The sequence below is a fragment of the Dactylosporangium sp. NPDC049140 genome (genome assembly GCF_040648435.1).
Genome location: NZ_JBEZDS010000009.1, coordinates 69,832 through 96,632 on the forward strand (window position 1 = coordinate 69,832; position 26,801 = coordinate 96,632).

26 protein-coding genes are annotated in these 26,801 nt (G+C 71.7%); 3 read left to right on the plus strand and 23 right to left on the minus strand.

Annotated features, from left to right (window positions below; translation table 11 throughout):
- Nucleotides 1-63 precede the first annotated feature (63 nt).
- From metK to pyrR, 11 genes are all read right to left on the minus strand, one after another.
- Nucleotides 64-1,257, minus strand: a complete 1,194-nt coding sequence (gene metK / locus AB0B76_RS17105; protein ID WP_360375622.1) for a methionine adenosyltransferase — start codon at nucleotides 1,255-1,257, stop codon at nucleotides 64-66.
- 127 nt (nucleotides 1,258-1,384) lie between these two features.
- Entirely contained in the window at nucleotides 1,385-2,608 is a 1,224-nt protein-coding gene (gene coaBC / locus AB0B76_RS17110) for a bifunctional phosphopantothenoylcysteine decarboxylase/phosphopantothenate--cysteine ligase CoaBC (protein WP_360375624.1), read from the minus strand.
- Between the two features lie 8 nt (nucleotides 2,609-2,616).
- The gene (gene rpoZ, locus AB0B76_RS17115) at nucleotides 2,617-2,886 is read right to left on the minus strand and encodes a DNA-directed RNA polymerase subunit omega (RefSeq protein WP_350612578.1); all 270 of its coding nucleotides are present in this window, start codon (nucleotides 2,884-2,886) and stop codon (nucleotides 2,617-2,619) included.
- A gap of 145 nt (nucleotides 2,887-3,031) precedes the next feature.
- A complete protein-coding gene (gene mihF, locus AB0B76_RS17120; protein ID WP_190253177.1) occupies nucleotides 3,032-3,352 on the minus strand; it encodes an integration host factor, actinobacterial type in 321 nt (106 codons plus the stop codon).
- Nucleotides 3,353-3,471: 119 nt separating this feature from the next.
- Entirely contained in the window at nucleotides 3,472-4,332 is an 861-nt protein-coding gene (gene pyrF, locus AB0B76_RS17125) for an orotidine-5'-phosphate decarboxylase (protein WP_360376062.1), read from the minus strand.
- A 2-nt stretch (nucleotides 4,333-4,334) separates the two neighbouring features.
- The gene (locus AB0B76_RS17130; RefSeq protein ID WP_360375627.1) at nucleotides 4,335-5,333 is read right to left on the minus strand and encodes a quinone-dependent dihydroorotate dehydrogenase; all 999 of its coding nucleotides are present in this window, start codon (nucleotides 5,331-5,333) and stop codon (nucleotides 4,335-4,337) included.
- Complete coding sequence (gene carB, locus AB0B76_RS17135) at nucleotides 5,330-8,641, minus strand: carbamoyl-phosphate synthase large subunit (protein ID WP_360375629.1); 3,312 nt, start codon at nucleotides 8,639-8,641, stop codon at nucleotides 5,330-5,332. The genes AB0B76_RS17130 and carB overlap by 4 nt, the downstream gene beginning before the upstream one ends.
- Nucleotides 8,634-9,746, minus strand: coding sequence for a glutamine-hydrolyzing carbamoyl-phosphate synthase small subunit (gene carA, locus AB0B76_RS17140; protein WP_360375631.1), 1,113 nt, complete (start codon nucleotides 9,744-9,746; stop codon nucleotides 8,634-8,636). The genes carB and carA overlap by 8 nt, the downstream gene beginning before the upstream one ends.
- Nucleotides 9,743-10,969 (minus strand): dihydroorotase, encoded by a 1,227-nt coding sequence (locus tag AB0B76_RS17145; RefSeq protein WP_360375633.1) that lies wholly within the window; start codon nucleotides 10,967-10,969, stop codon nucleotides 9,743-9,745. Before AB0B76_RS17145 ends, carA begins: the two co-directional genes overlap by 4 nt.
- Complete coding sequence (locus tag AB0B76_RS17150; RefSeq protein ID WP_360375635.1) at nucleotides 10,966-11,880, minus strand: aspartate carbamoyltransferase catalytic subunit; 915 nt, start codon at nucleotides 11,878-11,880, stop codon at nucleotides 10,966-10,968. Before AB0B76_RS17150 ends, AB0B76_RS17145 begins: the two co-directional genes overlap by 4 nt.
- A complete protein-coding gene (pyrR, locus tag AB0B76_RS17155; protein WP_360375637.1) occupies nucleotides 11,877-12,446 on the minus strand; it encodes a bifunctional pyr operon transcriptional regulator/uracil phosphoribosyltransferase PyrR in 570 nt (189 codons plus the stop codon). Before pyrR ends, AB0B76_RS17150 begins: the two co-directional genes overlap by 4 nt.
- A gap of 191 nt (nucleotides 12,447-12,637) precedes the next feature.
- On the opposite strand from pyrR, the gene AB0B76_RS17160 reads away from it, so the two are divergent.
- Complete coding sequence (locus tag AB0B76_RS17160; RefSeq protein ID WP_033356835.1) at nucleotides 12,638-13,126, plus strand: transcriptional regulator; 489 nt, start codon at nucleotides 12,638-12,640, stop codon at nucleotides 13,124-13,126.
- Between the two features lie 55 nt (nucleotides 13,127-13,181).
- Here the strand turns inward: AB0B76_RS17160 and nusB are convergent, their stop codons facing one another.
- On the minus strand, nucleotides 13,182-13,589 hold the full coding sequence (nusB, locus tag AB0B76_RS17165; RefSeq protein ID WP_360376064.1) for a transcription antitermination factor NusB: 408 nt from the start codon (nucleotides 13,587-13,589) through the stop codon (nucleotides 13,182-13,184).
- A 127-nt stretch (nucleotides 13,590-13,716) separates the two neighbouring features.
- Nucleotides 13,717-14,274, minus strand: coding sequence for an elongation factor P (gene efp, locus AB0B76_RS17170; RefSeq protein ID WP_360375639.1), 558 nt, complete (start codon nucleotides 14,272-14,274; stop codon nucleotides 13,717-13,719).
- Between the two features lie 192 nt (nucleotides 14,275-14,466).
- Here efp and mptB point away from each other — a divergent pair, with 192 nt between their 5' ends.
- Nucleotides 14,467-15,819, plus strand: coding sequence for a polyprenol phosphomannose-dependent alpha 1,6 mannosyltransferase MptB (mptB, locus tag AB0B76_RS17175; RefSeq protein ID WP_360375641.1), 1,353 nt, complete (start codon nucleotides 14,467-14,469; stop codon nucleotides 15,817-15,819).
- Between the two features lie 150 nt (nucleotides 15,820-15,969).
- Here the strand turns inward: mptB and aroB are convergent, their stop codons facing one another.
- The 10 genes from aroB to AB0B76_RS17225 form a co-directional block, all read right to left on the minus strand.
- The gene (gene aroB / locus AB0B76_RS17180; RefSeq protein ID WP_360375643.1) at nucleotides 15,970-17,028 is read right to left on the minus strand and encodes a 3-dehydroquinate synthase; all 1,059 of its coding nucleotides are present in this window, start codon (nucleotides 17,026-17,028) and stop codon (nucleotides 15,970-15,972) included.
- Nucleotides 17,025-17,522: a shikimate kinase gene (locus AB0B76_RS17185; RefSeq protein ID WP_360375645.1), complete on the minus strand. Its 498-nt coding sequence runs from the start codon at nucleotides 17,520-17,522 to the stop codon at nucleotides 17,025-17,027. Before AB0B76_RS17185 ends, aroB begins: the two co-directional genes overlap by 4 nt.
- Complete coding sequence (gene aroC, locus AB0B76_RS17190; RefSeq protein WP_360375647.1) at nucleotides 17,519-18,697, minus strand: chorismate synthase; 1,179 nt, start codon at nucleotides 18,695-18,697, stop codon at nucleotides 17,519-17,521. Before aroC ends, AB0B76_RS17185 begins: the two co-directional genes overlap by 4 nt.
- Nucleotides 18,698-18,752: 55 nt before the next feature.
- The gene (locus AB0B76_RS17195) at nucleotides 18,753-19,541 is read right to left on the minus strand and encodes a shikimate dehydrogenase (protein ID WP_360375649.1); all 789 of its coding nucleotides are present in this window, start codon (nucleotides 19,539-19,541) and stop codon (nucleotides 18,753-18,755) included.
- Entirely contained in the window at nucleotides 19,542-20,732 is a 1,191-nt protein-coding gene (gene mltG, locus AB0B76_RS17200; protein WP_360375651.1) for an endolytic transglycosylase MltG, read from the minus strand.
- A 22-nt stretch (nucleotides 20,733-20,754) separates the two neighbouring features.
- Nucleotides 20,755-21,222 (minus strand): Holliday junction resolvase RuvX, encoded by a 468-nt coding sequence (ruvX, locus tag AB0B76_RS17205; RefSeq protein ID WP_360375653.1) that lies wholly within the window; start codon nucleotides 21,220-21,222, stop codon nucleotides 20,755-20,757.
- 271 nt (nucleotides 21,223-21,493) lie between these two features.
- Nucleotides 21,494-24,154: an alanine--tRNA ligase gene (alaS, locus tag AB0B76_RS17210; RefSeq protein ID WP_360375655.1), complete on the minus strand. Its 2,661-nt coding sequence runs from the start codon at nucleotides 24,152-24,154 to the stop codon at nucleotides 21,494-21,496.
- Entirely contained in the window at nucleotides 24,151-24,417 is a 267-nt protein-coding gene (locus AB0B76_RS17215) for a hypothetical protein (protein WP_360375657.1), read from the minus strand. The genes alaS and AB0B76_RS17215 overlap by 4 nt, the downstream gene beginning before the upstream one ends.
- Before the next feature lie 47 nt (nucleotides 24,418-24,464).
- Nucleotides 24,465-24,911 carry a DUF948 domain-containing protein gene (locus tag AB0B76_RS17220; protein WP_360376067.1) on the minus strand — a complete coding sequence of 149 codons (447 nt, stop codon included), beginning with the start codon at nucleotides 24,909-24,911 and terminating at the stop codon, nucleotides 24,465-24,467.
- A gap of 119 nt (nucleotides 24,912-25,030) precedes the next feature.
- Entirely contained in the window at nucleotides 25,031-25,753 is a 723-nt protein-coding gene (locus AB0B76_RS17225; RefSeq protein WP_360375659.1) for a hypothetical protein, read from the minus strand.
- A 144-nt stretch (nucleotides 25,754-25,897) separates the two neighbouring features.
- Here AB0B76_RS17225 and AB0B76_RS17230 point away from each other — a divergent pair.
- The coding region (locus tag AB0B76_RS17230) for a hypothetical protein (protein ID WP_360375661.1) at nucleotides 25,898-26,801 on the plus strand (904 nt) is incomplete at its 3' end.

The following is a 26,801-nucleotide window of genomic DNA, read 5'->3' on the forward strand; positions in this document are numbered from 1 at the left end:
GACGTTGGCCGATCAATCCGGGGTTCGGGCTGATCGGCCAACGTCGGAGCGGAGCGAATCGCGTCAGGCGCCGGCGGCGGACTTCAGCTCGGCCGTGCGGGAGGCCTGCTCCCACGTGAAGCCGGGAAGCTCGCGGCCGAAGTGCCCGTAGGCGGCGGTCTGCTGGTAGACCGGCTTGAGCAGGTCCAGGTCGCGGATGATGGCGGCCGGGCGCAGGTCGAAGACCTCGTTGATGGCCTTCTCGATCCGCTCGACCGGCACGACCTCGGTGCCGAAGGTCTCCACGAACAGCGAGACCGGGTGCGCCTTGCCGATGGCGTAGGCGATCTGCACCTCGCAGCGCTCGGCCAGGCCCGCGGCCACGACGTTCTTGGCCACCCAGCGCATCGCGTAGGCGGCGGAGCGGTCGACCTTGGACGGGTCCTTGCCGGAGAAGGCGCCGCCGCCGTGGCGGGCGTAGCCGCCGTAGGTGTCGACGATGATCTTGCGGCCGGTCAGGCCGGCGTCGCCCATCGGGCCGCCGATCTCGAAGCGGCCGGTCGGGTTGACCAGCAGGCGGTAGCCCTCGGTCTCCAGGCCCAGGCCCTCGAGCTCGGGGGCGATGACGTGCTCGCGCACGTCGGGCGTGAGCAGCGAGTCGAGCGAGATGTCCGGGGCGTGCTGGCTGGACACCACGACGGTGTGCAGGCGCACCGGGCGCAGGCCGTCGTACTCGATGGTGACCTGGGTCTTGCCGTCCGGGCGCAGGTAGGGGATCGTGCCGTCCTTGCGCACCGCGGAGAGGCGGCGGGCCAGGCGGTGGGCCAGCGCGATCGGCAGCGGCATGAGCTCCGGCGTCTCGCTGCACGCGAAGCCGAACATCATGCCCTGGTCGCCGGCGCCCTGCAGGTCGAGCGCGTCGCCGCCGCTGCCCTCACGGATCTCGATGGCCGAGTCGACGCCCTGGGCGATGTCGGGCGACTGGGAGCCGATCGACACGCTCACGCCGCAGGACGCGCCGTCGAAGCCCTTCTTCGACGAGTCGTACCCGATGCCCAGGATCGTCTCGCGGACGATCTTCGCGATGTCGGCATAGGCGGTCGTGGTCACCTCACCGGCGACGTGGACCTGGCCGGTCGTGATGAGCGTCTCGACGGCCACGCGGCTGCGCGCGTCCTGGGTGAGGAGCGCATCGAGGACGCCGTCACTGATCTGATCGGCGATCTTGTCCGGGTGGCCTTCGGTGACCGACTCCGACGTGAAAAGGCGGCGTGCCAATGGTGCTCCTCAGGGGGAAACGACGGACGAGAGATGAGTTTCGCCAGAGTGTACGACCTCGGGCTGGTGCCGCGGTCGACGCACCGGCGGGAAGCGTGGCGCCTCATTGCGCCCCGCACCTCGGCGATCAGGCAAAACAGGCGGCCACGCGGTCTAAAATCCTATCCGCTAGCTCGTCTTTGGGCAGCTCGGGCAGCGCATCGCGCGAACCGTCGGCACTCAGGATGACCGCCTGGTTGCGCTCGGCGCCGAAGGTCTTGTCCACCCCGACCTCGTTGACCACGATCAGGTCGGCCCGCTTGCGCAGCAGCTTCTCGTGGCCGGCGACGACGGCCTGCTCGAGGTCGGCGGTCTCGGCCGCGAACGCGACGAGCACCTGCCCCTCGGGCTTGGCCGCGCCCAGCTCGGCGGCGATGTCGGGGTTTGTCACCAGCTCCAGGGCCGGCGCCGCCCCGTCCACCTTCTTGATCTTCGTCGCGGACAGGCTCGCGGGCCGGAAGTCGGCCGGCGCGGCCGCCATGACCACGGCGTCGGCGGCCTTGGCGGCGGTGACGGCGGCCACCCGCAGCTGCTCGGTGGTCTCGACCCGCACCACGTCGGCCCCCGCCGGGTCCGGCAGTGTGACGTTCGCCGCGATCAGCGTCACGCGGGCGCCGCGGGCGACGGCGGCGCGGGCGATCGCGTACCCCTGCTTGCCCGACGACCGGTTGCCGATGAACCGCACCGGGTCGATCGGCTCGCGGGTGCCGCCGGCGGTGACCACGATGTGCCGCCCGGCCAGGTCGGACCCGTCCGGGCCGCGGCGCCGCAGCCGGATCGCGACGGCGAAGATCTCGGCCGGCTCGGGCAGGCGGCCCTTGCCGGTGTCGGCTCCGGTGAGCCGCCCGACGGCGGGCTCGAGCACCACGGCGCCGCGGGCGCGCAGGGTGGCCACGTTGGCCTGGGTGGCGGGGTGCTCCCACATCTCGGTGTGCATCGCCGGCGCGAAGAGCACCGGGCACCGGGCGGTGAGCAGCGTGTTGGTGAGCAGGTCGTCGGCCAGGCCGTGAGCGGCCTTGGCGAGCAGGTCGGCGGTGGCCGGGGCGACGACTAGCAGGTCGGCCTCGCGGCCGAGGCGGACGTGCGGCACCTCGTGGGCACCGGCCCAGACGTCGGTGTGGACTGGTGCGCCGGACAGCGCGGCCCAGGTGGCCTCGCCGACGAAGGTGAGCGCGGCGGCGGTGGGGACGACCCGCACCCGGTGACCGGACTCGGTCAGCAGCCGCAGCAGCTCACAGGCCTTGTACGCGGCAATGCCGCCGGCCACGCCGAGGACGACCCGAGGATGTGCCTCGGCGGGCTGGTCGGACATGGGTCAGCTCAGACGACTTCTTCGATGCGCTCGGCGGTCAGCAGCCCGCTGTTGATCTCGCGCAGCGCGATCGAGAGCGGCTTCTCCTGCGGCGTGGTCTCCACCAGGGGGCCGACGTACTCGAGGAGGCCCTCACCCAGCTGGCTGTAGTAGGCGTTGACCTGGCGGGCACGCTTCGCCGCGAAAATCACCAGGGCGTACTTCGACGTCGTCTTTTCCAGCAGCTCGTCGATCGGCGGGTTGGTGATCCCCTGCGGGTCTGCCACGGTTCCGGCCACGGATCTAACCTCAACACTCTCGGAATTGACGGCTCTTGCGAGCGAACCCTACGACCTTACCAGAGGTGCACAAACGCCGACGCGCCCGGACCGAAGTCCGAGCGCGTCGGGGTGATTGCACCGGTCCGGGGGACCGCCGGGGGCATCACTTGCCGCCGGCGAACTCCCCGAGCAGGGCCTTGCGCTGCTGGTCGCCCAGGCCGCGCAGGCGGCGGCTCTCGGCGATCTTCAGCTTCTCCATGATCTGCGTTGCCCGGATCTTGCCGATGCCGGGCATCGCCTGGAGCACGGCCGAGACCTTCAGCTTGCCGACGACATCGTCGGACTCCGCGCGATCGATCACCGCGGCAAGCGTCGTCTTGCCCTGCTTGAGTTGCTCCTTCAGCTCAGCGCGAGCCTTACGGATCTCAGCCGCCTTTTCCAAAGCGGCAGCGCGCTGTTCCGGGCTCAGTGACGGGAGCGGCACCAGGTCTCCTCAGGTCCCTTGAAAAAAGTGTTGATGGTCTAGCGCCGGGAAAACTAGCGGTCAGAAGCCATTTCGGCAACGTCAGAAGGCAAGATCGACGCCTTGTGAAGATTCGATGATCACGCAGTGACCGCAATTGCGGACGCACAGGAATCACGCGCGCGGTCCGCCGCGGCCCGCAACGCGGCCTGATCCGGGCCCGCCGAGAGGACCTCGCGGGACCACGACGGCAGAACGAGATCGAGCGCGTTCCCGAATACGGCGCGCAGATCCTCGGCCTTTCCGCCCTGCGCGCCGAGGCCCGGCGCGAGGATCGGTCCATTGAGATCGATCAGCCTGTGCCCCGTCGGCCCGACGGTCGCCCCGACCACCACGCCGATGTCGCCCATGGGGCTCACACCCGCGTTGACCTGGGAAATCTCGTCGATGATGGTCTGCGCGACGGTCCGCCCGTCGGCCGCGACGGCCCGCTGGACCGCCGCGCCCTCGGGGTTGGAGGTGAGGGCCAGGACGAACGCGCCGAGCCCGTTGGCGCGGGCCTTGTCGACGATCGGGCGCAGCGAGCCGAAGCCGAGGTAGGGACTGACGGTGACCGCGTCGGCGCACAGCGGGGAGGCCGGATCGAGGTACGCGTCGGCGTACGCGGCCGCGGTCGAGCCGATGTCGCCCCGCTTGACGTCGAGAATCACCAGGCTGCCCGAGCCGCGCAACTGTCGGATAACCGACTCAAGGACGGCTATGCCTCTGGAGCCGAAACGCTCAAAAAAGGCGGACTGGGGCTTGATGGCCGCGACCCGTCCGGCCAGGGCCTCCCCCACCGTCCGACCGAACGCTTCCAGGCCCTTGACATCGTCGGAGAGGCCCCAGGAGGCCAGGAGGGAGGGGTGAGGGTCGATCCCTACGCACAGGGGCCCCAGCGTGTCCATGGCGGCCCTCAAACGGGCCCCGAAAGCGTCGGTCACACGTTCCGCGCGGTGCACGCTCACGTAGCGCTCCTCGTCGATGCGACGGCCCCGCGCACGAGAGCGGGGCCGTGGTAGATGAACCCGGTGTACAGCTGCACCAGCGCGGCGCCGGCGTCGAGCATCCGCTGGGCGTCGTCGGGGCGGGTGATGCCGCCCACGCCGATGACCGGCAGCCCGCTCTCCTTGGCCACGAACCGCACGACCTCCAGGGCCCGCGGGGCGAGCGGCCGCCCGGAGAGCCCACCGGCCTCGGTGGTCGTCACGCCGGGGCGCTCGATCGTCGTGTTGGTCGCGATGAGCCCGGCCACGTCCAGCCCGAGGCAGACGTCGAGCAGGTCGCCCAGGGCCGCGTCGGTCAGGTCGGGGGCGACCTTGACCAGGACCGGCACCGGACCGCCGAGCCCCTGAGCCTCCGTGCGCAGGGCGCCGAGCAGGGCCGAGAGGTGCGCCTTGTCCTGCAGCTCGCGCAGGCCCGGGGTGTTGGGCGAGCTGACGTTGACGGCGAAGTAGGAGCCCAGGCCGTACAGCTGCCGGAAACTGTGCACGTAGTCCTCGACGGCGCCCGTCAGCGGGGTGATCTTCGACTTGCCCAGGCTGATGCCCAGCGGCACGGGCAGGGGCCCCAGCGCCCGCAGCCGGGCCGCGAGCGCCTCGGCCCCGGCGTTGTTGAAGCCCATCCGGTTGACGATCGCCTCCTGCTCCGGGAGGCGGAACAGCCGCGGCCGCTCGTTGCCCGGCTGGGCGTGCCGGGTGACGGTGCCGACCTCGACGAAGCCGAAGCCCAGCCGCGGCCAGGCGCCCAGCGCGCGGCCGTCCTTGTCCATGCCCGCGGCGAGCCCGACCGGGTTGGGGAAGTCGATCCCGAACACCGTCCGGCGGGCCCCGGGCGGGCTGTAGGCCCGCCGCGCCCGGGGCAGCCGCGCGAGCATGCGCAGGGTCCGCTCGTGCACCGACTCGGCGTCACCGCCGTTGAGCCGGAAAAGCGCCGGGCGGACCGCCCGCTCGTAGAGCCTCACCGCGCTTCCCGCAGGGCCGCGTGCAGCTCCTGCAGCGGCCGGACCGTCATCTCACCGCGGATGAGCGCCTCCACGCCCATCACCGCGGCCGCCGCGCCCGGCAGGGTCGTGATGCACGGGATGTCGGAGACAACCGCGGCACTGCGGATCTCGTACCCGTCCAGCCGCCCGCTGGAGCCCTGCGGCGTGTTGATCACCAGGTCGACCTCGCCGGCCGCGATGAGCGAGACGGCGTTGCGGCCGCCGCCCTCCTCGTAGTGCTTCGGCACGATCTCGCACGCCACGCCGTAGCGGCGCAGCACCTCCCCGGTGCCGGAGGTCGCCACGATCGCGAAGCCGAGGTCGGCGAGGCGCTTGACCGGGAAGACGATCCCGCGCTTGTCCCGGTTGGCCACGGTGACGAGCACGGTGCCGGAGGTGGGCAGCGAACCGTACGCGGCCGCCTGCGACTTGGCGAAGGCGTGCCCGAAGGACGGGTCGATGCCCATCACCTCGCCGGTGGACTTCATCTCGGGGCCGAGCAGGTTGTCCACGCCCTTGCCCTCGACGGTGCGGAACCGCTTGAACGGCAGCACCGCCTCCTTGACCGCGATCGGGGCGTGCTCGGGCAGCGCCCCGCCGTCGCCCGCGGCCGGCAGCAGCCCCTCCGCGCGCAGCTCGGCGACGGTGGCCCCGAGCGCGATGCGGGCGGCCGCCTTGGCCAGCGGCACCGCGGTCGCCTTGGACACGAACGGCACCGTGCGCGAGGCGCGCGGGTTGGCCTCCAGCACGTACAGGACGTCGTCCTTGAGCGCGTACTGCACGTTGAGCAGCCCCCGCACGCCGATCCCGCGCGCGATGGCGACGGTGTACCGGCGCACCTCGGCCAGGTGCACGGCGGCGAGCGTGATCGGCGGCAGCGCGCACGACGAGTCGCCGGAGTGGATGCCGGCCTCCTCGATGTGCTCCATCACGCCGCCGAGGTACACCTCACCGGTCGCGTCGCACAGCGCGTCGACGTCGATCTCGATGGCGTCGTCCAGGAAGCGGTCGACGAGCACCGGGTGCGCGGGCGAGATCTCGGTGGCCCGGCCGATGTAGTCGCGCAGGGTCGGCTCGTCGTAGACGATCTCCATGCCCCGCCCGCCGAGGACGTACGACGGGCGCACCAGCACCGGGTACCCGATCTCGTCGGCGATCCGCTTGGCCTCCGGGAACGTGGTCGCGGTGCCGTGCGCGGGCGAGCGCAGCCCGGACTCGGTCAGCAGCTTCCCGAACAGTCCGCGGTCCTCGGCGAGGTCGATCGCCGCCGGTGACGTGCCCACGATCGGCACCCCGGCCCGCTCCAGGCGCTCGGCCAGCCCGAGCGGGGTCTGGCCGCCCAGCTGCACGATGACGCCGACGACGCCGGGTCCACCGGCCGCCCGGCCCGAGCTGTCCTCGGCGTGCACGACCTCGAGGACGTCCTCGAAGGTGAGCGGCTCGAAGTACAGCCGGTCGGCGGTGTCGTAGTCGGTCGACACGGTCTCCGGGTTGCAGTTGACCATGACGGTCTCGTAGCCCTTGGCCCGCAGCGCCATGACCGCGTGCACGCACGAGTAGTCGAACTCGATGCCCTGGCCGATGCGGTTCGGGCCGGAGCCGAGGATGAGCACCTTCGGCCGGTCCGACGGCGTGACCTCGGTCTCGTCCTCGTACGTGCTGTAGTGGTACGGCGTGCCCGCGGCGAACTCGGCGGCGCAGGTGTCGACCGTCTTGTACACCGGGCGCAGCCCGAGGCGGTGGCGCAGCGAGCGCACGCCGTCCTCGCCCGCGAACTCGGGCCGCAGCGCCGCGACCTGCCGGTCCGACAGCCCGGCCCGCTTGGCCCGGCGCAGCAGCGGCAGGTCGAGCACGGCCGCGTCGACGATCTCGGCCCGCAGCTCCACGAGCGCGGCCAGCTGGTCGACGAACCACGGGTCGTAGCCGGACGCCGCGGCGACCTCGGCGACCGTCCGCCCCCGGCGCAGGGCCAGCTCGGCGGTGTACAGGCGCCCGTCGTGCGGCACCCGCAGTTCCCCGAGCAGCGATTCGTCCGGCAGTGGCGATTTGTCAGGCAGTGTCCAGAAGCCCGCGGCCTTGGTCTCCAGCGAGCGCATGGCCTTGCCCAGGGCCTCGGCGAACGTCCGCCCGAGGGACATCGCCTCGCCCACCGACTTCATCGTGGTGGTGAGCTCGGCGTCGGCGCCCGGGAACTTCTCGAACGCGAAGCGCGGGATCTTCACCACGACGTAGTCCAGCGACGGCTCGAACGCGGCCGGCGTCTTGAGGGTGATGTCGTTGGGGATCTCGTCGAGGGTGTACCCGATGGCGAGCTTGGCGGCGATCTTCGCGATCGGGAAGCCCGTCGCCTTGGAGGCCAGGGCGCTGGAGCGCGACACCCGCGGGTTCATCTCGATGACCACGAGACGCCCGTTCTCCGGGTTCACGGCGAACTGGATGTTGCAGCCGCCGGTGTCGACCCCGACCTCGCGCAGCACGGCGATGCCGAGATCGCGCAGCCGTTGGTACTCCACGTCGGTCAGCGTCATCGCCGGCGCCACGGTCACCGAGTCGCCGGTGTGCACGCCCATCGCGTCGACGTTCTCGATCGAGCACACGACCACGACGTTGTCGTGCTTGTCGCGCATGAGCTCGAGCTCGTACTCCTTCCAGCCCAGCACGCTCTCCTCGATGAGCACCTCGTGCACGGGCGAGGCGTTCAGGCCCCCGCCGGCGAGGCGCTCGAGGTCGGCGGTGTTGTGCGCCATGCCGGAGCCGAGCCCGCCCATGGTGAACGAGGGCCGGATGACGACGGGCAGGCCGAGCTCGGCGACGGTCGCGTGTACCTCGTCCATGGAGTGGCACACCCGCGAGCGGGGCGTCTCGCCACCGGCGCGGGCGACGATGTCCTTGAACAGCTGCCGGTCCTCGCCGCGGCGGATGGCGTCGATGTCGGCGCCGATGAGCTCGACGCCGTACTTCTCGAGCACCCCCGCCTCGTGCAGCGCCACGGCGGTGTTGAGCGCGGTCTGCCCGCCGAGCGTGGCCAGCAGCGCGTCGGGGCGCTCGCGGGCGATCACCTGCTCGACGAACTCGGGGGTGATCGGCTCGACGTATGTCGCGTCGGCGAACTCGGGGTCGGTCATGATGGTCGCCGGGTTGCTGTTGACCAGGCTGACCCGCAGGCCCTCGGCCCGCAGCACGCGGCAGGCCTGGGTGCCGGAGTAGTCGAACTCGCACGCCTGCCCGATGACGATCGGACCCGAGCCGATGACGAGGACGTGCCGGAGATCGGTGCGCTTAGGCATTGGTCTGCATCAGCTCCGCGAATCGATCGAACAGGTAATCCGCGTCGTGCGGCCCCGCTGCCGCCTCCGGGTGGTACTGCACGGTGAAGGCCGGCGTGTCCAGGCAGCGCAGGCCCTCGACCACGTTGTCGTTGAGGCAGACGTGGCTGACCTCGACGGCGCCGAACTCGGTCTCGACCCGCTCGTCGAGGGGCGCGTCGACCGCGAAACCGTGGTTGTGGCTGGTCACCTCGACCTTGCCGGTGGTGCGGTCGAGCACCGGCTGGTTGATGCCGCGGTGGCCGTACCCGAGCTTGTAGGTGCCGAAACCGAGCGCACGGCCCAGAATCTGGCTGCCGAAGCAGATGCCGAAGAGCGGGATCTTCGCCCCCAGGACCGCTTTGGCCAGGTTCACCGGGCCGTCGGCGGTGGCCGGGTCGCCCGGGCCGGGCGAGAAGAACACCGCGTCGGCGCCGAGGGCCCGGATGTCCTCCAGGGTCGCCGAGGCCGGCAGGACATGCGTGGTGACCCCGCGGGCGGCGAGCCGGCGCGGCACGTTGCGCTTGATCCCGAGGTCGATCGCGGCGACCGTGAGCCGGTGCTCGCCCTCGGCTTCCACGGTGTACCGCTGCGGCGTGCTGACCTCGGCGGAGAGGTCGGCGCCGAGCATCTGCGGCTGCCGCCGGACCCGATCGAGCAGCGCCTCCGGGTCGTCCTCGACGCTGGAGACGCCGACCCGCATGGCGCCGCGCTCGCGCAGGTGCCGGGTGAGCGCCCGGGTGTCGATGCCGCTGATGCCCACGACGTTCTCGGCGGCGAGCCGGTCCTCGAGGCTGCCGGTGGCGCGCCAGTTGGAGTAGGAGCGGGACGGGTCGCGCAGCACGTAGCCGGCCACCCAGATCCGGCCGGACTCGTCGTCCTCGCCGTTGACGCCGGTGTTGCCGATCTGCGGCGCGGTCTGCACGACCACCTGGCGGTGGTACGAGGGGTCGGTGAGCGTCTCCTGGTAGCCGGTCATGCCGGTGTTGAAGACGGCCTCGCCGAACGTCTCCCCGATGCCACCGAACGCCTCACCCCGGAAGGTGCGCCCGTCCTCCAGGACGAGCAGGGCCTCTCTGCGCCTCACCGTGTTGCCTTTCCGTTCAGCACCGTCGGCTCGCCGCGCAGGTAGGTCGCCTCGATGCGGCCGCGCAGCTCCATTCCGGCGTAAGGGGTGTTGCGGGAGCGGCTGGCCAGGGCCGTCGGGTCGACGGTCCAGCGCACGCCCGGGTCGAAGATCGCGATGTTGGCCGGCTGCCCCACCTCGAGCGGGGTGCCGTGCCCGGACAGCGCGGCGATGCGGGCGGGGGCGGCCGACATCCACTCGGCGATGCGGTCCCAGCGCGGGCCCATGGTCTGCACCACGATGGCGAGCGCCGTCTCCAGCCCCAGCATGCCGGGCCGGGCGTACGCCCACTCGCACTCCTTGTCCTCCACGCTGTGCGGGGCGTGGTCGGTGGCGACGCAGTCGATGGTGCCGTCCAGCAGCCCCTCGCGCAGGGCCAGCACGTCGGTCTCGGTACGCAGCGGCGGGTTGACCTTGAAGACCGGGTCGTACTGGGTGGCGCGGTCCTCGGTGAGCAGCAGGTGGTGCGGGGTGACCTCGGCGGTGACCCGCCAGCCCTTGGACTTGGCCCAGCGGATCAGCTCGACGCTGCCGGCGGTGGAGACGTGGCAGATGTGCAGCCGCGCGCCGACGTGCCCGGCCAGCAGCACGTCGCGGGCGATGATCGCCTCCTCGGCGACGGCCGGCCAGCCGGTGAGCCCGAGCCGCGCGGCGACCGCGCCCTCGTTCATCTGCGCGCCGGTGGTCAGCCGCGGCTCCTCGGCGTGCTGGGCGATCACCCCGTCGAAGGCCTTCACGTACTCCAGCGCCCGGCGCATGAGCCGCGGGTCGTGCACGCAGTGCCCGTCGTCGGAGAACACCCGGACGCGGGCGGCGGAGTCGGCCATCGCGCCGAGCTCGGCGAGCTGCTCGCCGGCCAGGCCGACGGTGACGGCGCCGATCGGCTGGACGTCGACCAGGCCGGCCTCGCGCCCGAGCCGCCACACCTGCTCGACCACGCCGGCGGTGTCGGCGACCGGCGAGGTGTTGGCCATCGCGCAGACCGCGGTGAAGCCGCCCAGGGCCGCGGCGCGGGAGCCGGACTCGACGGTCTCGGCGTCCTCGCGGCCCGGCTCGCGCAGGTGGGTGTGCAGGTCGACGAGGCCCGGAAGGGCGATGTTCGGCCCGGTCTTCGCCGGATCGACGGCGGTGATGACGCCGTTTTCGACGGTGATCTCGCCGAGCTGCGTCTTGGTGATGATCACGACTTGCCTCCGAGCAGCAGGTAGAGGACGGCCATCCGCACGGAGACGCCGTTGGCGACCTGTTCGACGATCGTGGAGCGGGCGGAGTCGGCGACCTCGGGCGCGATCTCCATGCCGCGGTTCATCGGGCCGGGGTGCATGACGATCGCGTGCTCCGGCAGGCGGCGCATGCGCGGGACGTCGAAGCCGTACCGGCGGGAGTACTCGCGCTCGGAGGGGAAGTACGCCTGGTTCATGCGCTCGCGCTGGACGCGCAGCATCATGACCACGTCGGAGCCGGGCACCACCGCGTCGAGGTCGTAGGAGGTGCTCGCCGGCCACGTCGCCACGCCCACCGGCAGCAGCGTCGGCGGCGCGACGAGCGTCACCTTGGCCCCCAGCGTGTGCAGCAGCTGCACGTTGGAGCGCGCGACCCGCGAGTGCAGCACGTCGCCGACGATCGTGACGTTGAGCCCGGCCAGGCGGCCGAGGCGGCTGCGCATGGTGTACGCGTCCAGCAGCGCCTGCGTCGGATGTTCGTGGGTGCCGTCGCCGGCGTTGACCACGCTGCCCTCGACCCAGTTGGCGAGCCGGTGCGGCGCCCCGCTGGCCGGGTGGCGCACCACCACGGCGTCGGCGCCCATCGCCTGCAGCGTCAGCGCCGTGTCCTTGAGACTTTCACCCTTGGAGACGCTGGAGCCCTTGGCGGAGAAGTTGATGACGTCGGCGGACAGCCGCTTGGCCGCGGCCTCGAACGAGATCCGGGTGCGGGTGGAGTCCTCGTAGAAGAGGTTCACCACGGTGCGCCCGCGCAGCGTGGGCAGCTTCTTGACCTCGCGCGCGGCCAGGCTCGCCATCTCCTCGGCGGTGTCGAGGACCAGGGTGGCGGTGGGCGCGTCGAGGTCGGCCGCGCTCAGCAGGTGCTTGATCATGCCCGGTCCCCCTTGCTCTTGATCAGGACGGCGTCGCTGCCGTCGATCTCGGCCGTCAGCACCCGCACGCTCTCGTCCATCGCGGTCGGGATGTTCTTGCCCACGTAGTCGGCCCGGATGGGCAGCTCGCGGTGGCCGCGGTCGACCAGGACGGCCAGCTGGACCGCGCGGGGGCGGCCGAGATCCTTGAGCGCGTCGAGCGCGGCGCGGACGGTACGCCCGGAGAAGAGGACGTCGTCGACGAGGATCACGCGGCGCCCGTCGAGGCCGCCGGCAGGGATCTCGGTGTGACCCACAGCACGCGTCGCGTGCAGTCGCAGATCGTCCCGATACAGCGTGATGTCCAACACACCCACGGGAACGTCAAAGCCCTCGAATGCGGCGATCCGGGCGGCCAGTCGGCGAGCCAGCGGAACGCCCCGGGTAGGTATGCCCAGCAGCACCGTTTCGGCCGCGCCGGACGTCTTTTCCAGAATCTGATGGGCAATCCGGTCCACCACACGGGCGACATCCGTCGCCGTTAGGATGGTTTTACCCAGCTCAGTGCCGGTTGTCGGGGACGACAAAACAGGACCTCCTTCCCCGCCTCTCCGGACGGGTCGTTAAAGGACGTCGAACGTCAACTACCCTAACAACCGCCCTGACCAGGGCAACGGAAGGGTCTCGACCACTTGACCACGCGTCGCGAGCCAGTTACGGTCACGCTCCGTAGCGATCGCTGGGGTAACCCCTCAGGCCAGTGACTGGGAGTGTCCGTATGCCGTCTGAGTACGCCAAGTCTCTTGGTGCTCGCCTGCGCTCCATCCGACAGCAGCAGGGGCTGTCTCTGCAGGGTGTCGAGGAGAAGTCGGCCGGGCGCTGGAAGGCCGTCGTCGTCGGGTCGTATGAGCGTGGCGACCGTGCCGTCACCGTCTCTCGCCTGGCCGAGCTGGCCGAGTTCTACCGCGTGCCCGTGGCCGAGCTGCTGCCCGAGGGCAGCGGAGTGCGTCACGAGCCCACCAACAAGATCGTCCTCGACCTGGAGCGCCTTTACGACGCCGGTGCCGAGGACCTCGCCTACGTCGCCCGCTACGCCCGGGCCATCCAGCAGCAGCGGGGCGACTACAACGGCCGCGTGCTGTCGATCCGCGCGGACGACCTGCGCGCGCTGGCGATCGTGTACGACGCCTCGCCGTCGGGCCTGGTCGAGCGCCTCAACGAGCACGGCGTGCTGGTGACCGACCCGCGGAGCCTGTTCCAGAGCTGAGACGCAAGGAGGGGCCGCGCCTACCGGCGCGGCCCCTTTCTGCATGTCCTGGCCGTCAGGTCGCGTAGTCGGCGATGCGGCCCAGGATGCCGTTGAGGAAGCGGGGCGAGTCGTCCGTGGAGAGCGTCTCGGCCAGCTCCACGGCCTCGGTGATCGCCACCGGGTTGTCGATCTCGTCGTTGTACAGCAGCTCGTACACGGCGATGCGGGCCAGGTTGCGGTCGATCACCGGCATCCGCTCCAGCGTCCAGCCCTCGGCGTAGCTGGCCAGCAGCTCGTCGATGCGCGCCGCGTGGTCCTCGACGCCCTCGACCAGGCGGACGGTGTACGGCAGGTACCCGGGCCGCGGCTCCTCGAGGTTGGCCACGTAGGCGGTCAGCACCGACCCGCGCGGCTCACCGCGAAGGTCGGCCTGGTAGAGCACGTCGAGGGCCCGCTTGCGCGCCTTGCGCCGCGCGGTCATCTGGGCGGTGACGTCACCACCCAGAAACGAGTCCTTGGAACTTGTCACGCCGCCTCCGCTTCGCTCCGGCGCCGCGACAGGGGACTGTGCTTATGGTGCCCGGCCCCTTCGCTGCGCTCCGGACCGGTCACGCCCGGCCCAGGTAACGGCTGTCGCGGGTGTCGACCTTGATCTTCTCGCCGGTCGAGATGAACAGCGGCACGTTGACGGTCGCGCCGGTCTCGACGGTGGCGGGCTTGGTGCCGCCGGTGGAGCGGTCGCCCTGCAGGCCCGGCTCGGTGTACGTGATCTCGAGGATCACCGAGGTCGGCAGCTCGACGTAGAGCGGCGCCTCCTCGTGCGTGGCCACGGTCACCTCGGCCTCGGGGAGCAGGAACTTGCTCGCCTCGCCGACGATGCCGCCGGGGACGGTGATCTGGTCGTACGTGTCCAGGTCCATGAACACGAAGTCGGGGCCGTCGGCGTACAGGTACTGCATCGTGCGCTTGTCGACGGTGGCGGTCTCGACCTTGGTGCCGGCGTTGAACGTACGGTCGACCACCTTGCCGGAGAGCACGTTCTTGAGGGTGGTCCGCACGAACGCGCCGCCCTTGCCCGGCTTGACATGCTGGAACTCAACGACGGTCCACAGGTCGCCGTCGAGGTTGAGCACCAGGCCGTTCTTCAGGTCGTTCGTGGATGCCATGTGATTCGACGTCACTTTCGTCACTGCCGGCCCAGCGGACCGGGAAGAGTTGATCCCGAGCGGTACGCGGGAAAAAGGCCCGGTGAAGTGTACCGGGAAGGCAGTTGGGGCCCGACGCAGTGTACCGGCCTCAGAGGTCCGTGTTCATCTTTCCTTATCCATCGAGACACCTGACTCTGCCAGCGTGCCGGGGTGGGAAGACCGGACCTCCTCAACCGTACCCTGGGCTTCGCCGGATCCGTCGCCATCGCGCTGGGGGGTCTGGCGGCCGGGGCTCTTCCCGAGCGCGGCGATCCGCTGGCCCACTGGCCGGTGATCCGCGAGCTTCGCTCCTTCCCACTCGTGGCGATCGCCGGGGCGTACGTCGGGCTGGCCCTGCTGTGCGGCGCCTGGCTCCGGCTGCGGCGCACCCTGGACGAGCAGAGCCCGTCCGACCTCGTGCGCACCCTGCTGTGCTGGGCGGCCCCGCTGGTGCTCGTGCCGCCGATGTTCTCCCAGGACGTGTACAGCTACCTGGCCCAGGGCGCGATGGTGCACGAGGGGCTCGACGCGTACAAACACGGGCCCGCTTATCTGGGTGGGCCGTTCGCCGCGGAGGTGCCGGCGATCTGGCAGAACACCCCGGCGCCCTACGGACCGCTGTTCCTGCGCGCGGCCGCGGCCGTGGTGAACGTCACCGGCGCGCACGTGACGCTGGGCGTCCTGGCCTTCCGGCTGATCTCGCTGGCGGGCGTGGTCATGATCGTGCTGTGCCTGCCCGGCATCGCAACGCGCTTCGGCGTCCCGCCCCAGCGCGCCATCTGGTTCGGCGCGCTCAACCCGCTGCTCCTGCTGCACCTGATCGCCGGCATGCACAACGACGCGATAATGGTCGGCCTGATGACGGCGGGCATCTACGCCGCGGTACGCCACCACCCCGCCCTGGGCGCCGCCCTCATCACGGCCGCCGCCCTGATCAAGGCCCCGGCCGCGCTGGCCCTGCTCACCATCCTGATGATCGCCCCGCGCGCCTGGCTGCGCATCGGAGCCGCCGCGACCGCGTCGGCGGCCGGCCTGCAACTGGCATCGGGCCTGGGCACCGGCTGGATCGGCGCGATGCACACCCCCACGACCGTGCGCAACGGCCTGTCCTTCAGCACCGACCTGGGGCTGCTGCTGGGCGCGCTGGGCTGGCCGGGGCCGATGGACATCATCCGCACCGCGGCGGGGGTGGTGGGCTGCCTGCTCGCGGGCTGGGCGCTGTTGCGGGCCCCGAACCCGGTGGCCGGGCTCGGACTGGCGCTGAGCTCGATCATTCTGCTCGGGCCGGTGGTGCATCCGTGGTACCTGCTGTGGGCGTTCGTTCCGCTCGCGGCGGGCCTGCGGCGGGTTCCGCAGGCGGCGGTCTGGGGGTCGGTGGGGCTCTCGCTCTTCCTGCTGCCGACGGGGGCGCCGGGGTATCCGGAGGCGGTGGTGGCGGCGACGGTCGGCACCGTGGCGGGGCTGCTGTACCTGCGCATGAGGCCGCCGGTCCCAGCACCTCTGGCGGCGGCCGCGACCTCGTAGTTGCCGGCTCGGCCCGGACCGCGGGTTCACGACACCCTCGAACGCCGCTCCGACCGCGCGGTAAGCCGCTTTCCCGACATGCCGGATTTATACCCCGTCAGGCGATAAAAGAGATAAGTCGCGGCGCGGAGCGCCCGACTTATCGGGCGCTTACCCGGCCACTGCCCCGTATGCCGCTTTCAGCAGCTCGTCGGAGGGACCCTCCAGGGTGCCGGGCACCGCCAGGCCGTCGAGGACCACGAACCGCAGCGTCGCGCCGCGGGCCTTCTTGTCGACCCGCATCGCCGCGTGGAGCTCCGCCCAGGCATCGGCCGGGTACGACACCGGGAGGCCGAGCCGCTCGAGGATCGCGCGGTGCCGGTCCGCCACCTCCGGGGCCAGGCGGCCCGAGAGGCGGCCGAGCTCGGCGGCGTAGATGAGGCCGACGCTGATGGCGTGGCCGTGCTTCCAGCGGTACCGCTCCCGCCGCTCGATCGCGTGGCCCAGTGTGTGGCCGTAGTTGAGGATCTCGCGCAGGCCGCTTTCGCGGAGGTCCGCGGAGACCACACGCGCCTTGACGGCCACCGAGCGCTCGATCAGCTCGGCGAGCACGGGGCCGCGCGGGTCGAGGGCCGCGTCCGGGCCGGCCTCGATGAGGTCCAGGATGGCCGGGTCGGCGATGAAGCCGCACTTCACGACCTCGGCCAGGCCCGCGAGCAGGTCGTCGGCCGGGAGCGTGTCGAGCGCGGCGAGGTCGCACAGGACGCCCGCGGGCGGGTAGAACGCGCCCACGAGGTTCTTCCCGGCGGCGGTGTTGATCCCGGTCTTGCCCCCCACCGCGGCGTCCACCATGCCGAGCAGACTCGTCGGTACCGTCACCACCCGCACCCCCCGCAACCAGCACGCGGCGACGAAGCCCGCCAGGTCGGTGACCGCACCACCGCCGACGCCGACGACCGCGTCGGTGCGCGTGAACGCGGCCGCGCCGAGCTCGTCCCAGCAGCGGGCGGCGACCGAGATGTCCTTGCCGGCCTCGGCGTCGGGGACCTCGATGGGCAGCACCTTGGCGCCCGCGGCGGTCAGGGCGGCCTCGACCCGGGCCGCGTGCGCGCGCACCGGGCCGGCGAAGATCACGGCGACCTGGTTGGCCCCCTTGACCAGGTCGGCGACGGCGTCGGTCGCGCCGCGGCCGATCTGCACGGCGTACCCGGAGACGTCGACGATCGTCATACGACACCCGCCAGGTGCTCGGCGATCTCCTCGGGCGTGCGGCCGTCGGTCGGAACCGTCACGCTCGCCACCTCCTCGTAGAGCGGGCGGCGCTGGTCGAGCAGGTGCTTGAGCGTGGCCCGCGGGTTGAGGGCGAGCAGCGGGCGGCCGGCGCCGAGGCCGACGCGGGACATGGCGTCGGCGAACTCGACGGAGAGGTACACGACGGTGTGTCCGGCCAGCGCCTTGCGCGTCTCCTCGGCGAGGATCGCGCCGCCGCCGAGGGCCAGGACGCCGTCGAAGGACTCGAGGGCGGTACCGATGGTGGCCCGCTCCAAGGCGCGGAAGTGATCCTCGCCCTCGTCGAAGAAGATCTCGGGGATGGGCTTGCCGGCCGCGGCCTCGATGAGGGCGTCGGCGTCGCGGAAATCGACGCCGAGGCGCTCGGCGAGCAGCTCCCCCACGGTGGTCTTCCCGGCCCCGGGCGCCCCCACGAGCACGGCGCGGGGCCTCACCTGATCACCAGGTTGTCGAGGTAGCCGGTCACGTTGCGGCGGATCTCCGGCACCGAGTCGCCGCCGAACTTCTCCAGGGCCGCCTCGGCCAGTACCAGCGCCACCATCGCCTCGGCCACGACCGCCGCCGCCGGCACCGCGCACACGTCGGAGCGCTGGTTGATCGCCGTCGCCGGCTCGCCCGTGGTCACGTCGACGGTCTGCAGGGCGCGGTTGAGCGACGAGATCGGCTTCATCGCGGCGCGTACCCGCAGGGGCTCGCCGGTGGTCATGCCGCCCTCGAGGCCGCCGGCGCGGTCGGTGACGCGCTTGACGCCATCGGGGGTGTTGATGATCTCGTCGTGGGCCACCGAGCCGCGCGAACGGGCCTGCGTGAACGCGTCGCCGATCTCCACGCCCTTGATCGCCTGGATCGACATGAGCGCGGTGGCCAGGCGGGCGTCGAGCTTGCGGTCCCACTGGACGTGGCTGCCGAGACCCGGCGGCACCCCGTACGCCAGGACCTCGACGATCCCGCCCAGCGTGTCGGCGTCCTTCTTGGCCGCGTCGACCTCCTCGACCATGCGGGCGCTCGCGTCCGGGTCGAGGCAGCGCAGCGGGTCCGCGTCGATGCGCTCGAAGTCGTCCGGGGTGGGCAGCAGGCCGGGCTTGGCCGCGACCGAGCCGAGCTCGATGACGTGCGAGACGATCTCGATGCCGAGCGCCTGACGCAGGATGGCCTTGGCGACGGTACCGACGGCGACTCGAGCCGCGGTCTCCCGTGCGCTGGCGCGTTCGAGGATCGGGCGGGCGTCCGTGTGGCCGTACTTCTGCATGCCCGCCAGGTCGGCGTGCCCGGGCCGGGGCCGGGTCAGCGGGGCGTTGCGGGCCTGGGCGGCGAGCAGCTCGGGGTCGACCGGGTCGGCGGCCATGACCGTCTCCCACTTGGGCCACTCGCTGTTGCCGACCCGGATCGCGACCGGGCTGCCGATGGTCAGCCCGTGCCGGAGGCCGCCGATGAACTCGACGACGTCCTGCTCGAAGCTCATCCGGGCGCCGCGGCCGTAGCCGAGGCGTCGGCGGGCGAGCTCAGCCGCCACGGACGCGCTCGTCAGCTCAACTCCGGCGGGCACGCCCTCGAGGATCGCGACGAGCGCCGGGCCATGGGATTCCCCAGCAGTCAACCAGCGCAGCACGCTCGCCAGTTTGTCACGCGCGCATTACCCGACGGACCGCCGGGCCGCGTGCATCTCACCTGATGGCGGCCCGCATCGCCGCGACCGGAGCCTTCGTCGAGGTGAAGAGCTCGAACTGGTCCACCGCCTGCCACAGCAACAGGTCGAGGCCCGACACGATCGGGCAACCCGCGTCCTGGGCCGCCGCGGCCAGCGGCGTCGGCCACGGGTCGTAGATGGCGTCGAACACGACCGGGCGGCCCGAGAAGTCCGCCATGGCCAGGTGGTCGGCCGCGCCCTTCGGGACCGTGGAGATCACGACCGGGGCCGCGGTCGCCTCGGACGCCGCGCTCCACGGCGCCGCCGTCAGCTCCACGTCGAGGGCCTCCGCCACCGGGCGCAGCTCGTCGGCCGCCTCCGGGCGCCGGGTGTACACGGTGACGTCGGCGGCGAGGCTGGCCGCGGCCGCGATCGCCGCTCTGGCCGTGCCGCCCGCGCCGAGCAGGGACAGCCGGGGCGTGCGGGACACGCCGGCCTCGAGCAGGGCGCGGACCATGCCCGGGGCGTCGGTGTTGTACGCGTGCCAGCCGTACGGCCGCCGCACGAGCGTGTTCGCGGCGCCGATCGCCGCCGCGAACGGGTCGACCAACGTCGCGACCGCGAGCGCGGCCTCCTTGAGCGGCATGGTCAGGGAGAGCCCGGCCCACTCCGGGCCGAGCCCGTCCACCAGCGCCGGGAGGCTCTCCTCGTCGCACTCGACGGCGGTGTACTGCCAATCTTCAAGCCCCGCCGCGACGTAGCCGGCACGGTGGATCGCCGGTGAGCGCGAGTGGCCCACCGGCTTGCCGAGCACCGCGGCGCGCACCTACTTGACGCCGTTCTTCTGGGCCTGGGTCCAGAGGTTCTGGAACTCCGTGTACGTCTTGGCGTACGCGGTGTTGCCCTGGGTGTCGATGGCCAGGAAGTAGTAGTAGTCGGACTTCGGCGGGTTCATGGCCGCGCTCAGCGCGCTGGTGCCCGGGTTGCTGATCGGGCCGCGCGGCATGCCGGGGAAGTCGTGCGTGTTGTACGGGTTGTTCTTGTTGTGGATCTCGCTGTTGAGCAGCTCGGTCGAGGGCTTGGCGCCCTGGTGCGTGATGCGCAGGTAGTAGTTGACCGTGCTGTCGACCTGCAGGCAGTTGCATTGGAACTTGCCGCTGTAGACGCGGTTGTACAGCACCCGCACGATGCCGGCCTGGTCCTTGTCGAGCCCCTCGACCTGCGCGATCGACGACGCGACGAGCGCCTCGAACGGCGAGATGTGCAGCGAGCTCTGCACCGTGTCGATGAAGCTGATCTTCTCGACCTCCTGGTTGAACCGCGCCACGATGAGCTTCAGGATGGCCGTCGCGTCGACGTTCGGCGGGAAGTCGTAGGTCGCCGGGAAGAGGAAGCCCTCGATGCCCGGGTCGCGCTCCTTCTTGTCCTGCCGCGTGTACCAGACGTCGCCGACGCCGAGCGCCTTCGGGTCCTTGGCGGCGTTCTCGAAGTCCGCGTAGGGGATCTTGGTGACCTCGGAGAGCTTCTTGAACGTGTCCTGCCAGGTCAGGCCCTCGGGCAGGGTCACCTTGTTGACCAGGCGGCTGCGCGGGTCGAGCAGCAGCGTCAGGGCGGCCGAGGCCTTCATCTCCTTGCGCAGGTTGTAGAAGCCCGGCTGCAGCTTGCGGCTGCGCTCGTCCTTCTTGGCCGCCTCGACGAACGCCTTGGCGCTCTTGACGACGCCCTTCTCCTGCAGGGTGGTGCCGATGTCCGCGGCGAGCTGACCGGAGATGATCTCGACCGTCACCTCGCCGGTGCCGCCGCCGTTGTAATCGGGGGCGCTGAACATGCCCTTGACCTTGTCGATCCCGACGTACGCGCCGAGGGCGAGGCCACCCACGACCAGCAGGCTGATGAAGAAGGCGAGGAAGGTCTTGCCGCCGCGGCCTTTCTTGCGTTTCTTGGCCGGGGCGGAGCTGGAGCGATGCCGGTGACGCGGCCGCTCCTCGTCCTCCCACGCCAGATCCAGCTCGTTCATCTGCACTCTGCCTCCTGGGCGCTCAGCCACGAACGATTCCGGCACGTCTGGCATCGAGCCAACCCTGCAGGATCTCCACCGCAGCCGCTTGATCGACCACCGCGCGCTGGCGTCTGCCTCGGACGCCGCGCTCCGACAGCCTACGTGCTGCCGTCACGGTGGACATCCTCTCGTCCGTCAGCACGACGGGCACCGGAGCGGCCGCCGTGGCCAGCCGGTCCGCGTACTGCCTGATCAGGGTCGCCGCCGGCCCTTCGCGGCCGGCCAGGTTGATCGGCAGGCCGACGACGAGCTCGACCGCCTCGTACTCGGCGGCGTAACCGAGAATTTCCGAAATGTCGGACGGTACCGTGTCCGGCTCGGTCTTCTGGTCGCGCGCGACGGTGGCCACGGGGCTGGCGAGGATGCCGTCCGGGTCGCACACGGCCACGCCGACGCGCACCGACCCCACGTCGATGCCGAGGCGTCGTCCCCGGGTCCACTGCTCCACACGCGCACGATAACCGTTTCGCGCACTTCCGCGCGCTACCCGCGGCCCGTCCGGGGTCCGCCAAGGCAAGACTTAAGGCGGTCTTGAACCGCTGTCCCGCCGGGGTTTCCCGGCCTGTGCGCACCGCGTCACCGTCCGACACGCCGGATGCGAACCCTGTACCCCACTCGGGTGACGAGTCCGTTATTTCCGACTTGGGGAAATCGGCGCGTCGCGCGGAAACGAACCGGGCGGCCCCTTCCGGGACCGCCCAGTCGAACAAACAGCGCTGCTACAAGGCCTTTTCCACAGCGATCAGCAGGTTCGGGGCCTCGGCGGCCGGCACGCCGCCGCCCTGGGCCAGGTCGGCGTTGCCGCCGCCACGGCCGGACAGGGCGCCCTTGACCAGGTCGCCCGCCTTGAGGCCGCGACCCTTGCCGGCCGCGTTGACGCCCACGACCAGCGACGCCTTGCCGCCCGCGCGGGACGTCACGGCGACCACCGCCGGGCGGTCGGCCGGGATGCGGCCGCGGATCTCCTGCACCAGCGTGCGCACCTCGTTGGCCGAGGTGCCCTCCGGCGCCTCGGTGCCGACGAAGGCGACGCCGCGCACGTCGCGGGCGGCCTCGGCCAGCGCGCCCGCGCCGGCCAGGACGACCTGCGTGCGCAGCTTCTCCAGCTCGCGCTCGGCGTCGCGCAGCTGGGCGACCGTCTGCTCGACGCGGTCGGCGACCTGGTCGCCCGGCACGCGGAAGAGCTCGGCCAGCCGGGACACGAGCACGTGCTCGCGGGCCAGGTGGCTGAACGCGTCCAGGCCGACGAGGGCCTCGACGCGGCGCACGCCCGAGCCGACCGACGCCTCGGACAGGATCTTGACCAGGCCGAGCTGCGAGGAGCGCTCGACGTGGGTACCGCCGCACAGCTCGCGGGCGTAGTCGCCGACCTCGACGACGCGGACCTCGTCGCCGTACTTCTCGCCGAACAGCGCCATGGCGCCGATCTTGCGCGCCTCCTCCTGCGAGGTGATGAACGCGTGCACGAGCAGGTCGCGCAGGAGTACCTCGTTGACCTGCTGCTCCACGTCGTGCAGCACGCTCGCCGGGACCGCCGAGGGCGTGTTGAAGTCGAAGCGCAGCCGGCCCGGGGCGTTGAGCGAGCCCGCCTGGGTCGCCGACTCGCCGAGGAAGTTGCGCATCGTCTGGTGGATCAGGTGCGTCGCGGTGTGGGCGCGCGAGACCGCCCGGCGCCGGTCGACGTCGATCTCGGCGAACGCGGTGTCGCCGGGGTGGACCTCGCCGGCCACCACGCGCGCGCGGTGCACGATGAGACCGGGCAGCGGCGACTGTACGTCGAGCACCTCGACCTTGCCGCCGCCGAGCGTGATGAAGCCGGAGTCGGCGAGCTGGCCGCCGCTCTCGGCGTAGAACGGGGTCGCGTCGAGGACCAGCGAGACCTCCTCGCCCTCCCCCGCGACCTTGGCCCCGAGCAGCGAGCGGACCCGGGACTCGCGGGTGATCTCGCGGTACCCGGTGAACTCGACCGGGCCGCCCTCCTCCAGCGCGGCGCGGTACACCGACAGGTCGGCGTGGCCGGTCTTGCGCGCCTGGGCGTCCGCCTTGGCGTTGGCCTTCTGCTCGGCCATCAGCCGGCGGAAGCCGTCCTCGTCGACGCTCAGGCCCTGCTCGGCCGCGATCTCCAGGGTCAGGTCGATCGGGAAGCCGTAGGTGTCGTGCAGCTGGAAGGCCTTGTCGCCGGCCAGCAGGCGGCCGCCCGTCGCCTTGGTCTCGGTCACGGCCAGGTCGAGGATCGTGGTGCCGGCGTTGAGGGTCTGCAGGAAGCGCTCCTCCTCGCCGTACGCGTACTGCGAGATCCGGTCGTACTCCGCGGCGACCTCGGGGTAGGACGGGGCCATGCAGTCGCGGGCGATCGGCAGCAGCAGCGGCAGCGCCGGGCCCTCCTGCCAGCCGAGCAGGCGCATCGAGCGGATCGCACGGCGCAGGATGCGGCGCAGCACGTAGCCACGGCCCTCGTTGCTCGGGATCACGCCGTCGGAGATGACCATCAGCGCGGTGCGCACGTGGTCGGCGATGACGCGCAGGCGTACGTCGTCGGGGTGGCTCTCGGCGGCGATGTGGGACACGGCCTGGCCGTAGCGCTTGCCGGTCAGCTCCGCGGCCTTGGCCAGGATCGGCCGGACCTCGTCGATCTCGTACAGGTTGTCGACGCCCTGCAGCATCGAGGCGATGCGCTCCAGGCCCATGCCGGTGTCGATGTTCTTCTTCGGCAGGTCACCGACGATGTCGAAGGTCTCCTTCGACTTCACGTTGGCGATCTCGTGCTGCATGAAGACGAGGTTCCAGTACTCCAGGTACCGGTCCTCGTCGACCTCCGGGCCGCCGGACTTGCCGTAGGCGTCGCCGCGGTCGTAGTACAGCTCCGAGCAGGGGCCGGCCGGGCCCGGGATACCCATCGACCAGAAGTTGTCCTTCTTGCCGCGGCGCACGATGCGGTCGGCCGGCAGGCCGGTGCGCCTCCAGATGTCGATGGCCTCGTCGTCGTCGAGGTACACGGTCGCCCAGATGCGCTCGGGGTCCAGCCCGAACCCGCCGTCCGCGACGGAGTTCGTGGACAGCTCCCAGGCCAGCTTGATGGCGCCTTCCTTGAAGTAGTCGCCGAAGCTGAAGTTGCCGTTCATCTGGAAGAACGTGCCGTGCCGGCTGGTCTTGCCGACCTCTTCGATGTCGGGCGTACGGATGCACTTCTGCACGCTCGTGGCCCGCGAGTAGGACGGGGTGCGCTGGCCGAGGAAGAACGGCACGAACTGGACCATGCCCGCGTTGATGAACAGCAGGTTGGGGTCCGCGATCGCCGGCAGCGGGGCGGAGGGCACCACCGTGTGCCCGTTGGCCTCGAAGTGGGCCAGGAAACGTCGCTTGATCTCGGCGGTTCTCATCGGTGCTGCGGGCCTTCCGGGTAAAGATCCTCGTCCAGGGGCAGGCCTTCGGCGAAGGCGGCATGGATCTCGGCCTCGCGCTCGGCCATGCCGTCACGCACGTCGCCGACGAAGTTGCGCACTCCGGCGGCGATTCCCGTCGCGGAGTCGCGCGCCGAGGCCGCGATCCCCTGCGGGCTGAAGGCGTTCACCTTCTTGGTGACCGCCCGGACCACCAGTGCCCCGACGGCGAGTCCGATACCGAGCCACAGCAGACGCCGCATGGCTCAACCCTTCCCTTGTTGTGTTTGGTTGTACCTTCGGTGCTTGCTCAGCCGCGCCGGCGCCGCTGCTTGACCTGCTCGCGGACCTCGGCCTCGTCCGCGGCGTGGCGACGGTTGGCGGCGGCCTTGCGCACGCCGTAACCGAACGCGGCGACCTTCACCAGCGGGTTGGCCGCGGCGGCACTGACCACCGTTGACAGGTTCGCAACGTTCGCGCTCACGTGCGACACGTTTTCGGTGATCGTGTCGATCCGGGCGAGCTGCATGTTGACCCCGTCGAGGGTGGTGTGCACCTGCGTCAGCGCGGTGTTCACATTGTCGATGGTGGTGTTGACCCGCTCCAGCATGGGCGTGGTCTGGTTGGCGGCGTCGCGCAGGGCGCCGGTGGCCGCGTCGATTGTGTGGCGAGTTCGCAGGATCGGCACCGCGAGCACAAGCACGAGCACGAAGAATCCACCCGACGCTACGAGCGCCGCGATTCCGCCCAGGGACACGGTCACGCCGTTCCTCCTCAACCCGCATGAATGGGTGATTCCAACGGAGGAACCCTACCCTCCGTGAGGCATTGCCGCGCTTCGACCGGCGCAGTTGTGTGCGCATTCGCGCACGGCGCTCACGGTCCCGGTGGTCCGCCGCCGCCCGGGTCGTAGCTGATGCGGTTGAACACCTTGATCGTTGTCACTGCCAGTGGGCAGATCGCCGTCGGGGCCGCGCCCGGGCTGTCGCCCTCCGCGGGCGGCTCGGACGCGGGCGGCTTCGACGCCGGCGGCTTGGCCGTCGGGGTCTTCGCGCCGCCGGTCGAGGCCGGGGCGGGGCTGATGGTCGGGCGGGCGCCCTTCACGTCGCACACGGCCGCGCGGACCCACAGGTCGAGCACGTACTCGTCGCGCTGCCAGCACGTCTCGATGCCGTCGACGCCCTCGGCCTGGCAGTCCGGGATGCTCCACTCGACCCAGCCGGCGTCGCGCAGCTTGCCGACGAAGGCCCGGTTGGTCTCCTCGGGCCCGCGTGCGGACTCCCAGGTGCGCTGGCGCGACCGGCACTCGTCGATGCACCATCGGCTGCCGACGGCGCCGTCGGTCGGGTTCCGCGCGGCCCACTCGGGCAGGTCGAGGTCGTCGAGCTCGGCGAACACGGGGTCGCGCGAGAGCTCCCGGATCACGAAGAACGCGGCCGGGGCGCTGACGATGGCGAGCACGAGAAAAATGATCGTGGCGTACCGCAGCTGCCGAACCCGCTTCACCTGAGCGTGCTGGAGCAGCCCGAACGGCGCGATCTGCGTCGTGGACTCCCAGTCGATGCCCGAAGGCGAGCTGGCCGTGCCCCGGTACGTCACCGGGTTCGTGTCGAAGCGCGCGAGGTCGACGAAGGGCTTGGGCGGGGGGCCCTCGCCCTGGAACCGGCCGCCGGGGGCGCGCCCGTTGCCGAACGGGCCCGGTCCGGCGGGGCCGCCGCCACCCTGGCCCGGTCCGCGGCCGCCGTGGTTCGGGCCGCGCTGGCCGGGGCCGCGTCCGCCGCCCTGGCCACCGGGGCCGCCCTGGCCGGGTCCGCGCCCGCCTTGTCCGTCGCGGCCGCCCTGGCCGTCGCGGCCGCCCTGACCGTCGCGGCCGCCCTGACCATCGCGCCCGCCCTGACCATCACGGCCACCGGGGCCGCCGCCCGGTCCACGTCGGTTGGGGGCCTCGGCGGGCATGCCGGAACGCGCGTCGGCCGTACGCGGGTCGCCACCGCCGCGGACATCGCCGCTACGGGGGTCGCCACCACGTACGTCACCGTTCCGCGGGTCGCCTCCAGCCCGCGGATCGCCGCCGCGCACATCACCCGTGCGTGGTCCGCCACCGCGAACGTCGCCGGTACGCGGATCGCCGCCGGTCCGCTGGCCGCCTCCGCGGACATCTCCGGTTCGCGGGTCGGGGGCGCGCGGGTCGGCCGGCGGGCCGGGGTGGAAGGCGGCCGGTTCGTCGGGCTCGGCCGCATGACGGCGACCGCCGCCGCCAGGCCCGGACGGGCGCCGCGAGTCGGGGGGTTCGGTCTCGCCGCGGCGGGGCTCGGGCAGCGCGTGCGCGGCCTTCCGCCCGGCGTTCGGCGGTTCCTGCTCGGCCTCGGGCGCGCGCCGGCGACCACCCGCCGGCGGGCCGGCCGGAGGCGCGGACCCCGATGGCGCCAGCGTGGCGGCCGCGGTGGCCTCCCAGGCCGCGGCCATCTCGCGCGCGGTACGCCGCCCCTGCGACTTCGACTCCCGCCGCGGATCGGCCTCGTGCCCACCCCGGCCCGCCGCGGCCCGCGACTCCTCGGCCGCGCGACTGTCCATGGTGGACTCCCGCCATGGCTCGGACGGGTTCGCCGGCCGCGAGCCGGACGTCGACTCACGGCGCGGATCCGGC

What these genes read in the sequence shown, in the direction of transcription:
- AB0B76_RS17150 (WP_360375635.1), bottom strand. Translation starts at nt 11,880, where the DNA reads ATGATCAAGCACCTGCTGAGCGCGGCCGACCTCGACGCGCCCACCGCC.
- efp (WP_360375639.1), bottom strand. Translation starts at nt 14,274, where the DNA reads ATGGCATCCACGAACGACCTGAAGAACGGCCTGGTGCTCAACCTCGAC.
- nusB (WP_360376064.1), bottom strand. Translation starts at nt 13,589, where the DNA reads ATGACCGCGCGGCGCAAGGCGCGCAAGCGGGCCCTCGACGTGCTCTAC.
- alaS (WP_360375655.1), bottom strand. Translation starts at nt 24,154, where the DNA reads ATGAGAACCGCCGAGATCAAGCGACGTTTCCTGGCCCACTTCGAGGCC.
- AB0B76_RS17160 (WP_033356835.1), top strand. Translation starts at nt 12,638, where the DNA reads ATGCCGTCTGAGTACGCCAAGTCTCTTGGTGCTCGCCTGCGCTCCATC.
- coaBC (WP_360375624.1), bottom strand. Translation starts at nt 2,608, where the DNA reads ATGTCCGACCAGCCCGCCGAGGCACATCCTCGGGTCGTCCTCGGCGTG.
- mltG (WP_360375651.1), bottom strand. Translation starts at nt 20,732, where the DNA reads ATGAACGAGCTGGATCTGGCGTGGGAGGACGAGGAGCGGCCGCGTCAC.
- AB0B76_RS17215 (WP_360375657.1), bottom strand. Translation starts at nt 24,417, where the DNA reads ATGCGGCGTCTGCTGTGGCTCGGTATCGGACTCGCCGTCGGGGCACTG.
- aroB (WP_360375643.1), bottom strand. Translation starts at nt 17,028, where the DNA reads ATGACGATCGTCGACGTCTCCGGGTACGCCGTGCAGATCGGCCGCGGC.
- carB (WP_360375629.1), bottom strand. Translation starts at nt 8,641, where the DNA reads ATGCCTAAGCGCACCGATCTCCGGCACGTCCTCGTCATCGGCTCGGGT.